The sequence below is a fragment of the Flavobacterium frigidimaris genome (assembly GCF_002217275.1).
Taxonomy (GTDB): Bacteria; Bacteroidota; Bacteroidia; order Flavobacteriales; family Flavobacteriaceae; genus Flavobacterium; species Flavobacterium aquidurense.
The window spans coordinates 103,859-117,877 of record NZ_MUGV01000023.1; the positions used below are offsets into that span (position 1 = coordinate 103,859).

The 14,019-nt window shown below is 33.7% G+C and carries 11 protein-coding genes; 4 read left to right on the forward strand and 7 right to left on the reverse strand.

The features are described 5' to 3' along the window. Positions 1 to 496 precede the first annotated feature (496 nt). The 3 genes from B0A65_RS14655 to B0A65_RS14665 all read left to right on the forward strand — a co-directional run bounded on the left by B0A65_RS14655 (position 497) and on the right by B0A65_RS14665 (position 4,579). A complete protein-coding gene (locus B0A65_RS14655) occupies positions 497 to 2,968 on the forward strand; it encodes a bifunctional UDP-N-acetylmuramoyl-tripeptide:D-alanyl-D-alanine ligase/alanine racemase (protein ID WP_074662733.1) in 2,472 nt (823 codons plus the stop codon). Between the two features lie 67 nt (positions 2,969 to 3,035). Beyond that, positions 3,036 to 3,416 carry a large conductance mechanosensitive channel protein MscL gene (mscL, locus tag B0A65_RS14660; RefSeq protein WP_074662737.1) on the forward strand — a complete coding sequence of 127 codons (381 nt, stop codon included), beginning with the start codon at positions 3,036 to 3,038 and terminating at the stop codon, positions 3,414 to 3,416. A 173-nt stretch (positions 3,417 to 3,589) separates the two neighbouring features. After that, on the forward strand, positions 3,590 to 4,579 hold the full coding sequence (locus B0A65_RS14665) for an aspartate-semialdehyde dehydrogenase (protein WP_074662740.1): 990 nt from the start codon (positions 3,590 to 3,592) through the stop codon (positions 4,577 to 4,579). A 296-nt stretch (positions 4,580 to 4,875) separates the two neighbouring features. On the opposite strand, the gene B0A65_RS14670 is transcribed toward B0A65_RS14665, so the two are convergent. The 7 genes from B0A65_RS14670 to B0A65_RS14700 form a co-directional block, all read right to left on the reverse strand. Then, positions 4,876 to 5,193 (reverse strand): 2Fe-2S iron-sulfur cluster-binding family protein, encoded by a 318-nt coding sequence (locus B0A65_RS14670; protein WP_007805184.1) that lies wholly within the window; start codon positions 5,191 to 5,193, stop codon positions 4,876 to 4,878. A gap of 61 nt (positions 5,194 to 5,254) precedes the next feature. Beyond that, on the reverse strand, positions 5,255 to 5,740 hold the full coding sequence (locus B0A65_RS14675; protein ID WP_074662743.1) for a hypothetical protein: 486 nt from the start codon (positions 5,738 to 5,740) through the stop codon (positions 5,255 to 5,257). Positions 5,741 to 5,954: 214 nt separating this feature from the next. Beyond that, positions 5,955 to 6,194 carry a NifU family protein gene (locus tag B0A65_RS14680; RefSeq protein WP_026982674.1) on the reverse strand — a complete coding sequence of 80 codons (240 nt, stop codon included), beginning with the start codon at positions 6,192 to 6,194 and terminating at the stop codon, positions 5,955 to 5,957. A 108-nt stretch (positions 6,195 to 6,302) separates the two neighbouring features. Next, positions 6,303 to 7,436, reverse strand: a complete 1,134-nt coding sequence (locus tag B0A65_RS14685) for an Mrp/NBP35 family ATP-binding protein (RefSeq protein ID WP_074662746.1) — start codon at positions 7,434 to 7,436, stop codon at positions 6,303 to 6,305. 271 nt (positions 7,437 to 7,707) lie between these two features. Beyond that, positions 7,708 to 10,137: an ABC transporter permease gene (locus B0A65_RS14690; protein WP_074662748.1), complete on the reverse strand. Its 2,430-nt coding sequence runs from the start codon at positions 10,135 to 10,137 to the stop codon at positions 7,708 to 7,710. A gap of 143 nt (positions 10,138 to 10,280) precedes the next feature. Beyond that, the gene (locus B0A65_RS14695) at positions 10,281 to 10,988 is read right to left on the reverse strand and encodes an ABC transporter ATP-binding protein (RefSeq protein ID WP_074662751.1); all 708 of its coding nucleotides are present in this window, start codon (positions 10,986 to 10,988) and stop codon (positions 10,281 to 10,283) included. 185 nt (positions 10,989 to 11,173) lie between these two features. After that, complete coding sequence (locus B0A65_RS14700) at positions 11,174 to 12,418, reverse strand: efflux RND transporter periplasmic adaptor subunit (RefSeq protein ID WP_074662754.1); 1,245 nt, start codon at positions 12,416 to 12,418, stop codon at positions 11,174 to 11,176. A 157-nt stretch (positions 12,419 to 12,575) separates the two neighbouring features. Here B0A65_RS14700 and B0A65_RS14705 point away from each other — a divergent pair, with 157 nt between their 5' ends. Continuing rightward, positions 12,576 to 13,934 (forward strand): sigma-54-dependent transcriptional regulator, encoded by a 1,359-nt coding sequence (locus B0A65_RS14705; protein WP_074662757.1) that lies wholly within the window; start codon positions 12,576 to 12,578, stop codon positions 13,932 to 13,934. Positions 13,935 to 14,019: the final 85 nt, after the last annotated feature.

Here is a 14,019-nt window from a genome sequence, read left to right on the forward strand (position 1 = left end):
ATTTGTGCAATTTGTGGTACCTATTTGTCTCACTCAAAATCTGCCTGAATCTGCTTATATCTTTTTAATCTGCTTGCAAAATAATTCGTGAATTGCTTCGCCTGTTCGCTATCGCTCGGGTCGTGGCTATTTTTAGTCGTAAAGAATTAGCGAAAATTTGTGCAATTTGTGGTAAATATTTGTCTTACTCAAAATCTGCTTGAATCTGCTTATATCTTTTTAATCTGCGTGCAAAATAATTCGTGAATTGCTTCGCCTGTTCGCTATCGCTCGGGTCGTGGCTATTTTTAGTCGTAAAGAATTAGCGAAAATTTGTGCAATTTGTGGTACCTATTTGTCTCACTCAAAATCTGTGTGAATCTGCTAAAATCTTTTTTTAATCTGCGTGAAAAATAATTCGTGAATTCGTGGCTATTTTTAGTCGTAAAGAATTAGTGAAAATTTGTGAACTTCATGGCAAACCTTTTTCTAAATTTGACAAAAGAAACTTTTCTAAATGAGCATAAATTTAAAAAACCTTATTTCAGTTCTGGATGCCAAATGGACCGGTCCTGATACTGATATTTTTATTGATCATATTTCTATCGACAGCAGGTCGTTGCAAAACGGATCAAAAACATTATTTTTCGCCTTATCAGGCGCTAATAATGATGCTCATTTATATATTCCGGAGTTGATAGAAAAAGGTGTTCAGAATTTTGTCGTGCACCATATTCCAAAAAATAGTGAAGGAAAAGCCAATTTTCTGGTAGTAAAAAATACGCTCACAGCTTTACAGCAATTTGCGGGCTATTACCGTGATCTTTTTGATTTTCCGGTACTCGGATTAACAGGAAGCAACGGAAAAACGATTGTAAAAGAATGGCTTAATTTTTTATTAAGTCCCGATTATAATATTATCAGAAGCCCTAAAAGTTATAATTCTCAGGTTGGCGTTCCGCTTTCTGTGATCGCCATTAACGAAAAGCACAATTTGGGTATTTTCGAAGCCGGAATTTCGACGGTAAATGAGATGAGTAAACTCGAAAATATAATCAAGCCTACAATTGGTGTTTTAACCAATATTGGTTCTGCACACGATGAAGGTTTTGAAAATTTAGAACAAAAAATCAAAGAGAAATTACTGCTTTTCAAAAAATCAAAAGTCATTATTTATCAAAAAAATGAACTTGTTGATCAATGTTTAAGGACGTTTTGCGAAGAGTATCCAATAAAGGACAGGGTTCTTTTTTCATGGAGTTTTGGCGACAGTTCTGCAGATGTTTTTATTCTCGAAAAAGAAATTAAAAACGAAAAGACCATTGTTCAGTATCAATATCAGAGCGATTTTTTTGATTTAGAAATTCCCTTTAGTGATTCGGCTTCAGTAGAAAATACGATTTCATGTTTATTGGTTTTACTTTATTTTAATTATGATTTCGAAACCATTCAAAATCGTATGCAAATGTTATATCCGGTAGAAATGCGTTTGGAAGTGAAGAACGGAATCAACAATTGCAGTATAATTGATGATAGTTATAGTTCTGATTTTCAATCGCTCAAAATTGCTTTGGATTTTCTGGAAAGTCAGCAAAAAAGGAATGCAACTAAAACGGTTATTTTATCTGATATTTTTCAAAGCGGATTTTCAAATGAGGAGTTATATTCTAAAGTAGCACAACTTATTGCTGATAATAAAGTTAATCGCGTGATTGGTATTGGAAAGACCATTGCATCTTTTGCAGCCAAATTTCCAAATATTATTACATTCGAAAATACTGCCGAATTTATTTCGAAGTTCGAGAGTTTAAATTTCAACAATGAAACAATTTTGATTAAAGGGGCAAGATCGTTTCAGTTTGAAGAAATTGTTTCCTTGCTTGAAGAAAAAACGCATGAAACGGTTCTGGAAATTAACTTAAATTCAATTAGTCATAACCTGAATTTCTTTAAAGCAAAACTAAATCCAGCTGTAAAAATTATGGTTATGGTGAAAGCTTTTGGTTATGGAAACGGAGGCTTGGAAATTGCAAAATTGCTGGAACATCACAAAGTAGATTATTTAGGTGTGGCTTTCGCCGATGAAGGAATCTCGTTGAAAAATGGCGGAATTAAATTGCCAATTATGGTTTTGAATCCGGAATCGACCAGTTTTCCTTCGATTATTCAATATCAATTAGAGCCTGAAATTTATAGCATAAAAGGATTAAAAGCTTTCTTGAAGATTGCCCGCGAAAAGAATCTGAAAGATTTTCCCATTCACATAAAATTAGATACAGGAATGCATCGCCTGGGTTTTGAAGAAAATACGATTGATGAATTAATTGAAACTTTAAAAGGAAATACAACCGTACAAGTTAAGAGTGTTTTGTCACATTTGGCAACAAGCGACGAGATGAAACATTATGATTTTGTAATTTCCCAGATTAATTTATTCGAAAAATTATCTTCGAAATTAATAGCAGAACTAAATATTAATCCAATTCGTCATATTCTGAATACCTCCGGAATTAGCAATTTCCCGGCGGCGCAATATAATATGGTGCGGTTGGGAATTGGTTTGTACGGTGTTTCCAACGATCCATCGGAACAAAAATATTTAGAAAACGTAAGTACTTTAAAATCGATTATTTCTCAGGTTCGAAAAATTCCCACTGGTGACAGTGTTGGTTACGGACGCCGTTTTATGGCTGAGAAAGAAACAAAAATTGCTACAATTCCGATTGGGTATGCTGACGGAATCGCCAGATTGTGGGGAAACCAGGTTGGGTATGTAATGATAAGGAATCAGAAAGCATTTATCGTAGGAAGTATTTGTATGGATATGCTAATGGTAGATGTAAGTGAGATTGATTGTAAAGAAGGGGATTCGGTTATTATTTTTGGCGAAAGCCCAACCGTAATAGAGATGGCAGAGGCTTTAAAAACAATTCCGTATGAAATTTTAACGAGTATTTCGCAACGTGTAAAAAGGGTATTTTTCAGATAGTTTACTGGAATTTTAAAGAAAATTACGTATTTTCGATATCTATTAATCACTACTAAAATATACAATTATGGGATTTTTTTCAGAATTTAAGGAATTTGCAATGAAAGGCAACGTGGTTGATCTGGCTGTCGGTGTAATCATTGGAGCTGCTTTTGGTAAAATTGTAAGCTCATTTATCGAAAATGTAATTACACCTTTGTTATTGAAACCGGCTTTAGATGCTGCGCATTTATCTACCATTGAAGAGTTAACCGCTTTTGGAGGAGTAAAATATGGACTGTTCCTTTCGGCTGTCATTAACTTTATAATTGTTGCTTTTGTATTGTTCTTAATTATTAAAGGAATAAATAAAGTGAAAAAGAAAGACGAAGTTGTTGCACCACCAGCTGGGCCAACACAAGAAGAATTGCTTACACAAATTAGAGATCTGTTAAAAAATAAACAATAAAATAGAATACCGCTACACTAAGTCTAACTTAACCGCTCCTTAATTGGGGCGGTTTTTTTTACATTTGTTTAATTTATAACATTTTGTTATTTTTTGTGAACCCTCTTGTTTTCACTTTTATTATGTATACTTTTGCATTATAATTTAGATTAATTCATACTAAAAATATAAAAATGAGAATAGCGGTTGTAGGTGCCACTGGTATGGTTGGCGAAGTAATGCTTAAAGTTTTAGCGGAAAGAAATTTTCCTGTTACAGAATTAATTCCTGTTGCATCTGAAAGATCAGTAGGAAAAGAAATTGAATATAAAGGAACAAAATATAAAGTAGTAGGAATGCAAACAGCGGTTGATATGAAAGCTGATATTGCTGTTTTCTCTGCCGGAGGTGATACGTCATTAGAATGGGCTCCAAAATTTGCTGCAGCCGGTACAACTGTTATTGATAATTCTTCTGCATGGAGAATGGATCCTACAAAAAAATTAGTAGTGCCAGAAATCAATGCTTCAACATTGACTAAAGAAGATAAAATTATTGCAAACCCAAACTGCTCAACTATTCAAATGGTTTTGGCATTGGCGCCTTTGCATAAAAAATACAACATTAGAAGAATTATAGTTTCTACTTACCAATCGATCACCGGAACTGGTGTAAAAGCGGTAAGACAATTAGAAAATGAATATGCAGGAATTCAGGGTGAAATGGCTTACAAATACCCAATTCACAGAAATGCGATTCCACATTGCGATAGTTTTGAAGACAACGGATACACTAAAGAAGAAATGAAATTAGTTCGTGAAACTCAAAAAATTCTGGGTGATAATACGATCAGAGTTACGGCTACTGCGGTACGTGTTCCGGTTGTTGGAGGACATAGCGAGGCAGTTAATGTGGAGTTCACAAATGACTTTGATGTAAACGAAGTTCGTGAAATTTTGCACAACACTGATGGAGTAGTGGTGCAGGATAATTTAGATACTTTTACTTATCCAATGCCGCTTTATGCTGAAGGTAAAAATGATGTTTTTGTTGGAAGAATTCGTCGTGATGAAAGCCAGGAAAACACCTTAAACATGTGGATCGTTGCTGATAACCTTAGAAAAGGAGCAGCTACAAACACCATCCAAATTGCTGAGTATTTAATTGCAGCTGGTTTGGTATAAATTAGAGATTAAAGAAAATTGTTATAAAGGAAAGACCGTAATTGCAGTGATGTAATTACGGTTTTTTTGTGGAATATAGTTGTGATTTGCGTTTCTTGTTTAAGAAAAAATTCCAAATCTCAAATCACAAATTGCAATAGTGTATGACAGCTTAGATAGTTTTAAAAGCAAAATTCCAAACCCATAGAATTGGAATTTGGAATTTTTAATATTGTAGACTTAGATAGTTTTAAAAGCAAAAATTCCAAACTCCATAGAATTGGAATTTGGAATTTTAAATATTGTAATTTATATTTTTAATATTCAGGAGCCAGTTCTAATTCCAGTCCTTCTAATTCTGTGGTAATTGGAATCTGACAGCCTAAACGACTATTAGATTTAACATAAAATGCCTCCGAAAGCATGGCTTCTTCATCATCTCCCATTTCGGGTAATGCAACATCATTTAGAACATAACACTGACAAGAAGCACACATGGCCATTCCGCCACAGGTTCCTTCAACAGGAAGTTCGTATGCTTTGCATAACTCCATTATGTTCATTGCCATATCAGTTGGAGCCTGTAACTCGTGTATAACTCCTTCTCTATCCTTAATCTTTATTAATACATCCATTTTAATTAATTGGAATTTTATGGGTCAGGATTTTATAACGTGAAAAAATCCCTATTTATTTTTAACTAGTTGGTTTTAGGCTAAATGCATACTCCTTTTTGTTTTCTTCTTTAAGGTGCATTTTTAAACCAAGTGTATTGGCGTCTTTCGCTAATATTGTAACTATTGCAATTACAGAATAATAATCTCCCCGATCTGATTGAAAAATTAGAGTTCCCTCATACGTTGAGTTTACAACGCCTTGTTTATCTGTTGTAACAGATACTTTTCTTGGATGAGAAAATTCTGCTGCACTATATGTTGCTTTGTTAGAAAATTTTGCTTTTCCTTCGCAGATATCATATAGAAAATCATAATTCCCAATTCTTAAACTTCCTTCTTCAGCCGAAGGATTAATTGAAAAAACGATTTGCCCTGCATACTTAAAATCTGACCATTCTTCAGAATCATTTACCCAGGCTTTGTCAACAATTAAAGTTTGACTTTGTTGTCCATAATTTACAGACACAAAAAATAACAATAAAAATAGAGCGTAAAGGTTTTTCATAAATTAAGATTTAGGGTTATGATACAAATTTAAGTTAAATCTATAACAATTCCTTAACTAAAACTCTTAAATCTTTACGTACTTTTTTGTTAATTTCGCAATCCTTGCCGTTATTTCGAATGTTTTATTCAAAATTAATGAAGTAAACATTTAAAAGAGCTATTATTCTTGTTAATAATTCAAGGCCGCAAAAGCGAACTAAAAGCCCATTCAGTTACATTATATTCACTACAGTTTCAATCTGTGGGGCATATTTTTTTATTGTTGTTTCAACTCCTGCTTTTAGGGTCATTTGATTTACACTACAGCTTATACATGCGCCTTCAAGACGAACTTTAACATGTTTGTCATCGTCTATAGAAATAAGCGTAATGTCTCCTCCATCAGAATTTAAAAAAGGTCTGATCTCATCCAGAGCTAATAATACGTTGCTTGTTAATTCTTCTGTTGTCATAATTATTAATGTGTCAATTAGAGAATTAGATAATTAGAAAATGTGTCAATTAGAAAATTTAAAATCTCTACTAATATCATTATCTAATTATCTAATTATCCAAATTATCTAATTTTTCTTTACTGCTGAACATCCGGCCATAGTTGTAATTTTAATGGCTTCTGTTGCTGGTAAACTATCGTTTCTGTTTACTGTTTCCTGTACTACATTTCTAGTAATCTCTTCAAAAATAGTTTCAATTACAGAGGCCGTTTGTAAAGCTGCCGGACGACCGTAATCTCCCGCTTCACGAATAGACTGTACAATTGGCACTTCTCCTAAGAACGGAACATCTAAATCTTCTGCAAGGTTTTTAGCTCCTTCCTGACCAAAGATGTAATATTTATTATCAGGTAATTCTTCTGGTGTAAAGTACGCCATATTTTCAATGATTCCCAAAACAGGAACATTAATGTTGTCCTGCATAAACATGGCAACTCCTTTTTTGGCATCGGCAAGAGCAACCGCCTGAGGTGTGCTAACTACAACCGCTCCGGTAATTGGCAATGATTGCATGATCGAAAGGTGAATGTCTCCTGTTCCCGGAGGTAAATCGATTAACATGAAATCTAATTCTCCCCAATCTGCATCAAAGATCATTTGGTTTAATGCTTTTGCAGCCATAGGCCCTCTCCAGATAACAGCCTGACTTGGTGCTGTAAAGAATCCGATAGAAAGTATCTTGATTTCATAACTTTCAACAGGTTTCATTTTTGATTTTCCATCAACGGTAATCGAAACTGGTTTTTCGTGTTCAACGTCAAACATAATTGGCATCGATGGTCCGTAAATATCAGCATCTAAAACCCCAACAGCAAAGCCCATTTTGGCAAGTGTTACGGCAAGATTAGCAGTAACTGTAGATTTTCCGACACCACCTTTACCAGAGGCAACGGCAATGATATTTTTGATTCCCGGAATGGCTTTTCCTTTTATTTCATTAGGATTTTCCTTCGCTTCAACCTTAATGTTTACTTTAACTTTAGCTTCAGGAGATACCAATTCGTGAATTGTCTTTTTGATATCATCTTCAGCTCTTTTCTTAATGTGCATTGCCGGTGTATGAAGTAATAAATCTACCACAACTTCATCACCAAAAGTAATAACGTTGGCAACAGCACCACTTTCAACCATATTTTTTCCTTCTCCAGCTATGGTAATTGTTTCCAGCGCTTTAAGAATTTCTTTTCTGTCTAATTTCATTTTTAATGTAGGTGTTTTCTATTGATGCAACTTATTTAAACACTATCTTTATTTAAACTCGTTTCAGACTGCAAAGATAAACGATTATGTTCGGATTTTTACCCTTTTTGAATCGTATTTATTGATATTGAAATTATTCAAAATGATACTATTGCGCTTTTTTGGCCAGCAAATAAAAATTATGAACCTTAATAACTTAGTTTATAAGAAAAGAAACCCGCCAGATTTAATTAAATCTGACGGGTTTCTTAAAAAAAATGGTCTACAAGTGTTATTCGTATTTTAAATATTTTAAAATGTCTATTTTGGTTACCTGATAGGCTTTTGCCAAAACAATCATTAAAGTCAAAATCAATAAAGAAACTAGTGCAACAGTAAACGGCACAACCGAAACATCGATTCTGAAAGCAAAATTCTCTAGCCATTTTTGCAATAAAATGTAAGCCGGCATGATTCCGATTGCAAATCCTATTAAACAAAAAACAATATATTGCTTTGATAATTCTTTAAGCAGAATGTCAGTTTCTGCACCTAATGTTTTTCTGATCGCAATTTCTTTCAGTCTTCTCTCCATCGAAAATGATGCCAAAGCGAATAATCCAAAAATAGCAATAATGATAACGACAAGGTTCAAAATGAAAAATAAATCTTTTTGTTTTACTTGTTCTTCATACGTTTTAGCAAATCCTTTGTTTACAAATTCATAATCAAAAGGGTAATCCGGATTTATATTTTTTTCCCAATATGTTTTTAGCTTAGCTAAAGTTTCAGTCAGATTATTAGGAGAAACTTTTATATAAACGTTTTCAAAATTATTCCATTTTAAAGTTTTCATAGTTACAAAGATCATTGGTGGAACTTCGCTCTGAAGTCCTGTTATATGAAAGTCTTTTACAACTCCAACAACTTTAAATTTCATATTCCCTTTTTCATTTCCCCAACCAGAGCTTATTATAGTGTTTATAGGATTTTTAAGGCCTATTTTTTTAGCAAGGGCTTCGTTTATTAACCAATTGCTAACGGTATCTGAAGCATATTTTGGAGATAAATCACGTCCTTTAACGATCTTAATTTTCATCATATCCAGAAAACCATAGTCCATTTCGATATTTCGAGGTTGTACAAAAACACCATTGTATGTGAAGCCAGAGCTCGAAGTGCTTCCGTTTCCAAAAGAGCCTGCAAATGTAGATACATCTTGTACACCTGTAAACTTAAGAATCTCCTGTTTTGCAGTTCGGTATTTTTCACCTTTTTTAGCTTGGTCGGTAAATCGAAACGGAACGCGAATTACCTGATCCCCGCTAAAGCCAAGATCTTTATTCATCATATAAGAAACCTGTGAGTTGACGATTAAAGCACCAATAATAAAAAAAGCAGCAATACCAAATTGAAAAATTAACATCGAGTTTCTAATCCAAATACCGCTTTTGCTTCTTGCGAAATTGCCTTTTAAAACTTTCAATGTTTCAAAATTGGAGATATAAATGGCCGGAAAAATACCTGCAAGAACGATTACTAATCCAAATATAAAAATGAGTTGCAGGTAAAATTCACCACCATTCATCGTCAGGGATTTCTTCAAAAAGTTATTGTAGTAAGGCAATGATAGTTCTACGATTGCCAGGGCAAAAATAATAGCCAAAACAACAATAATAGCAGTTTCAAATATAAACTGAGCAATAATTTGCTTTTTACTGGCGCCAACAATTTTTCGAACGCCCACTTCTTTGGCACGTTTTATTGCTGAGGCAGTTGCGAGATTGATGTAGTTTACCAATGATAAAGTAAGAATCAAAATAGACAAACCTACCACGATATAAAGTAATTGTAAATTACCTCTTCCTTCAGGAAAATTAGCACCATTAGGAGATTTTGTACCATGCAAACGAGCTGTCGCTAATTGGTCAATAATAATTAAAATTTCACCATTTTCTTTGACAAATTGTTCAGGTGTTACGCCTTTATCTTTAGCCTCTTTAACAGTTCTATTGACAAAATTTACGTGTTGCATCTTCTTTAAAACCAACTCCTTACTAGCTCCTTTTTTGGTTTTTACCATTAAGGTATAATTGAAGTTGCCCCATTGTTTAAGGTCGTCCTCGTTTATCAATCCCCCAAAAACATAGTCAGGTTCTACAGAAGAAGGACTCATGATTTTATAAACCGTTTTTACGATATAAGGTTTATTGTCCTTTGTAATGATTTTACCAATAGGATCTTCATTTTTAAAAATTAATTTTGCCGTTTTATCAGAAATGGCAACACTGTTTTTTTCTTTAAGAATATCTTTTTTTGCTCCTTTAAGAATTGGGAACGGAAAAGAGTCAAAGAAGTCATAATCTGCGACAATGATTTTTTTGCCTATCCACTTTTGATTTTCATGTTTTATTACATCTTCACTATACCATCCTGTGAAAAAAGTAATAGATTCAATTTCAGGAATAGTTGCTTTGCATGTTAAGCCAAAAGGCACAGGACTTGAGTTCCATATATCTGCATTTGTGCCAAATTTATTTAGTACCTCATAAACATTTTCTTTTTCCGGATTCCATTGGTCATATGCGTTTTCATTATTCCAATATAAAATAGCGAAAATCACGCCGGCAACCCCAATGCTTAATCCTAAAACATTTAAAAACGAAAACAATTTGCTTTGCTTTAAATGATAAATAAATATTTTAAACCAGTTAAAAATCATGGTGTATTTTTTATAGTTGTTAGTTTTTAATAAGATCTAATAGGTTCTGAAACCCATTAGATTTTTAGATCATTGCTAATATTTGACAGACAAACCCAATTAGAATTGTGATTGCCGTTATAATAAATTTTATCATTTTGAAATTATTTAGCGTCCATAAAAACATCTACATTTCTCTGATTGAATCGCTCAGAGAATATTACACCATCTTTCATATGAATTGTTTTTTGCGAAAACGAAGCATCATAATCAGAGTGGGTTACCATCAAAATTGTTGCGCCTTTAGCGTGTAAATCTGTTAAAAGTTCCATTACTTCATTACCATTTTTACTGTCCAGATTTCCCGTTGGCTCATCGGCCAAAATGATTTTCGGATCATTTACCAAAGCTCTTGCAACGGCAACTCTTTGTTGTTGTCCTCCTGAAAGCTGTTGCGGATAATGTTTTAAACGATGTAAAATATTTAGTTTCTCTGCAATTGCTAAAATTTTTTGTTTTCTGTCTGCTACTTTTACGTTGTTGTAAAGCAGCGGTAATTCGATATTATCGTAAACAGAAAGTTCGTCGATCAGGTTAAAATTCTGAAAAATGAATCCGATGTTTTCTTTACGTACAGCAGCTCTTCCTTTTTCTTTTAAACCCACCATTTCCTGATCTAATAATTTATAACTTCCATCGGTAGCGCTGTCTAAAAGCCCTATGATATTTAATAAAGTCGATTTTCCACAACCTGAAGGTCCCATGATAGTTAAAAAATCACCTCTTTTAATTTCTAAAGAAATACCGCTCAATGCTGATGTTTCTACTTCTTCTGTTCTAAAAACTTTGGTTAAATTTTGAATTGTTATCATAATGCTAAAGGTGTTAAATGTGTTAATGATGATTTTTTGATTGATGATTGAAACCCTTATTAATTGTAAATTGTAAATTGTGAATTGTAAAATGTAAAATATAAAATGTAAACTGTGACCGTGATCGTGACTGTAAACTGTGACTGCGACTGTAAACTGCGACTGTATACTGCGACTGTAAACTGTTACTGCGAACTAATCGATAACTCCTCAACATCTTTATAATCCGTATAAGAAGAAGTAATCACAGATTCACCTTCTTTTAAGCCTTCAAGAATTTCATAATACGAAGGGTTTTCTCTGCCTAATTTGATGTTTCTTCTTTCGGCTTTGTTTCCTTTAATTACAAAAATCCATTTTCCTGCGGTTTCCTGATTGAAGCTTCCTTTCGGAACTACTAATGTTTTGTTTTTCTCGGATAAAATCAGTTTTACGCCAAAACTAAGTCCGTCCTGCAAAACGATTTCTTCTTTAGAGGTAAAAGCCAGTTCTACTGTAAAGTGCCCGCTTTTTACTTCCGGAATTACTTTGGTTACTAAAACTTCCAATGTTTTTCCTTTAAATTCTACCTGGCCTTTTAAGCCTTCGCGAACTTTTTCCAAATAAAACTCATCAACATCGGCAGCCAGTTTGTAACCTTTTTTCGAATCGATTTTCCCGATGCTTTCTCCCGCCTGAAATGATTTTCCTAAAACAGGTTCAAATGAAGTTAATCGTCCCGTTTCCGGAGCTGTAATCAGAAAGTTCTTTTTATTGTTTCTCAAAATATCCAAACTTTTTTCCATCGTTTGAATCGAACGATTGATTTGCGAAATCTGAACCTGATTCGTCTGTTTTTCCTTTTGAATACTTTGCTGAATCGTTCTTTTTCGTTCTTCCTGAAAACGTAGGCTTTCTTTGAAGGTATTCCAGTCGTTTTTAGAGATTACTTCTTTTTCATATAATCTCGCATTCATATCGTATAATCTTTTGGCGTCGTTATAATCGTGCTCGATTAAAACCAAATCTTTATTTAAATTTAATTCCTGATTTCTGATGTTCAGTTTTCCGGTATTCAAATTGTTGATTTGCTCAATAATTGCCGTTTCCTGAGTCAGATAATTCAGTTCTGTGTTTGGGTTGTACAAACGAGCCAAGGATTGTCCTTGTGTTACCATCGCACCGTTTTCAACAAAAATCTCTTTTACAGATCCTCCTTCTGTAACATTGACAAGCATTACGTTTAAAGGTTCAACTTTGGCCTGAAAAACCACAAAATCTTCAAAAAAGGCTTTTTCGATTTTTTGAACCGATAGTTCTTCTGCTTTTACATTTAAACTTCTTTTAGTGCTAAAAGAAAAAAAGATGATGACAGCCAAAACTAAAAAAACTCCAATTGCTATTGTGAGATATCTAAATTTTCTATTTTTACGAGGAATTACCTTGTCCATTTTTTTAATAATTTACTGATTACCAATAGGTAAATACTGTGCCACAAAATTTATAATTTGTAAAGGCTTGATTTTAAAGAAGCTTTAAAAACCGTTCAAAAAAAGGAGTGTTCGATAATGAACAGTTGACCGTTCAAAATCGGACAAAAAAAGACAGATGCGAAAAAAATTAGCCCAAATATTAATTGTTGACGATCAGGAAGAAATTCTTTTTTCGGCAAAAATGATTCTCAAAAAACATTTTGAAACCATTTTTACGACAAATAATCCCAAAAAAATCATTTCTCTTTTAAGTGAAAATGAAATAAATGTGGTTTTGTTAGACATGAATTACCGAATTGGTTTTGAAGATGGACGAGAAGGAATTCATTGGCTGAAAGAAATTAAAACACTTTCGCCTCAAACGATTGTGATTTTAATGACAGCGTTTGGTAAAATTGAAACCGCTGTTGAAGGCATAAAAATTGGTGCCTTTGATTATGTTTTAAAACCCTGGCACAACGAAAAACTGCTCGAAACCATTGATAAGGCTGTAGCCGAAAGTAGAAAGAATGTCAAAAAAGTGGTTGTTGAAAAAGCCGACAAAAGATATTTCGTTGGCACTTCCCAAAAAATAAAACAAGCCTATTCTATAGCAGAAAGAGTTGCAAAAACCGATGCCAACGTTTTGATTTTAGGCGAAAATGGAACCGGAAAGTATGTTTTTGCCGAGTTTATCCATCAACATTCTGAACGAAAAAATCAGCCTTTTGTTCATGTTGATTTGGGTTCTTTAAGTGATAATTTATTTGAAAGCGAACTTTTTGGCTATGCAAAAGGCGCTTTTACAGATGCCAAAATAGATACTCCGGGAAGATTCGAAATGGCTTCTGGCGGAACTATTTTTTTAGATGAAATCGGAAATATTCCTTTGCATTTGCAGGCCAAATTGTTACACGTTTTACAAACTAAAACAGTTACGCGCTTGGGCGAAAGCAAGCCAAGACCTCTAAATGTCCGAATTATATCAGCGACAAACAGCGATATAAAAGCTGAGGTGAAAAACAAAACCTTCCGTGAAGATTTGCTATACCGCATCAATACAATGGAAATTCATTTGCCGTCCCTGCGCGAAAGAAAAGATGATATTGTTCCGATGGCTAATTTTATTCTCGATCAGATTGCCGAAAAATACAATCATGGTCCCGAAGCTTCGGGATGGCAATTTGAAGAAAATGCCGGCGCTTATTTAGAAAAATATCCATGGAAAGGAAATGTCCGCGAAATGGAAAATAAGATCGAACGCGCTTTGATTTTAGCTGATAATAATACAATCACGGTTCACGACTTAGATATTCTGGATTTTGAAGAAATTCAGGAAAACGATGAAAACCCGCTTTCTGAAATGGAAAAAACTGCCATAGAAAAAGCCTTATTCAAACATCATGGAAATATCAGCAAAACCGCTGAAGAATTAGGTTTGTCAAGAGCCGCTTTATATAGAAGAATAGAGAAATACGATTTGAAGAATACATAGTAGTTTTTTGCCACAGATTACAGGATTAAAATGATTTTTAAATTTTTTTCACGCAGATTTTGCAGATTTGAGCAGATTTTATGTA

Bases quoted from the DNA above. Each gene is read 5' to 3' on its own strand.
- B0A65_RS14685 (WP_074662746.1), bottom strand. From the start codon at position 7,436: ATGAAATTAGACAGAAAAGAAATTCTTAAAGCGCTGGAAACAATTACC.
- B0A65_RS14675 (WP_074662743.1), bottom strand. From the start codon at position 5,740: ATGAAAAACCTTTACGCTCTATTTTTATTGTTATTTTTTGTGTCTGTA.
- B0A65_RS14700 (WP_074662754.1), bottom strand. From the start codon at position 12,418: ATGGACAAGGTAATTCCTCGTAAAAATAGAAAATTTAGATATCTCACA.
- B0A65_RS14665 (WP_074662740.1), top strand. From the start codon at position 3,590: ATGAGAATAGCGGTTGTAGGTGCCACTGGTATGGTTGGCGAAGTAATG.
- B0A65_RS14680 (WP_026982674.1), bottom strand. From the start codon at position 6,194: ATGACAACAGAAGAATTAACAAGCAACGTATTATTAGCTCTGGATGAG.
- B0A65_RS14655 (WP_074662733.1), top strand. From the start codon at position 497: ATGAGCATAAATTTAAAAAACCTTATTTCAGTTCTGGATGCCAAATGG.
- B0A65_RS14690 (WP_074662748.1), bottom strand. From the start codon at position 10,137: ATGATTTTTAACTGGTTTAAAATATTTATTTATCATTTAAAGCAAAGC.
- B0A65_RS14670 (WP_007805184.1), bottom strand. From the start codon at position 5,193: ATGGATGTATTAATAAAGATTAAGGATAGAGAAGGAGTTATACACGAG.
- B0A65_RS14695 (WP_074662751.1), bottom strand. From the start codon at position 10,988: ATGATAACAATTCAAAATTTAACCAAAGTTTTTAGAACAGAAGAAGTA.
- B0A65_RS14705 (WP_074662757.1), top strand. From the start codon at position 12,576: ATGCGAAAAAAATTAGCCCAAATATTAATTGTTGACGATCAGGAAGAA.
- mscL (WP_074662737.1), top strand. From the start codon at position 3,036: ATGGGATTTTTTTCAGAATTTAAGGAATTTGCAATGAAAGGCAACGTG.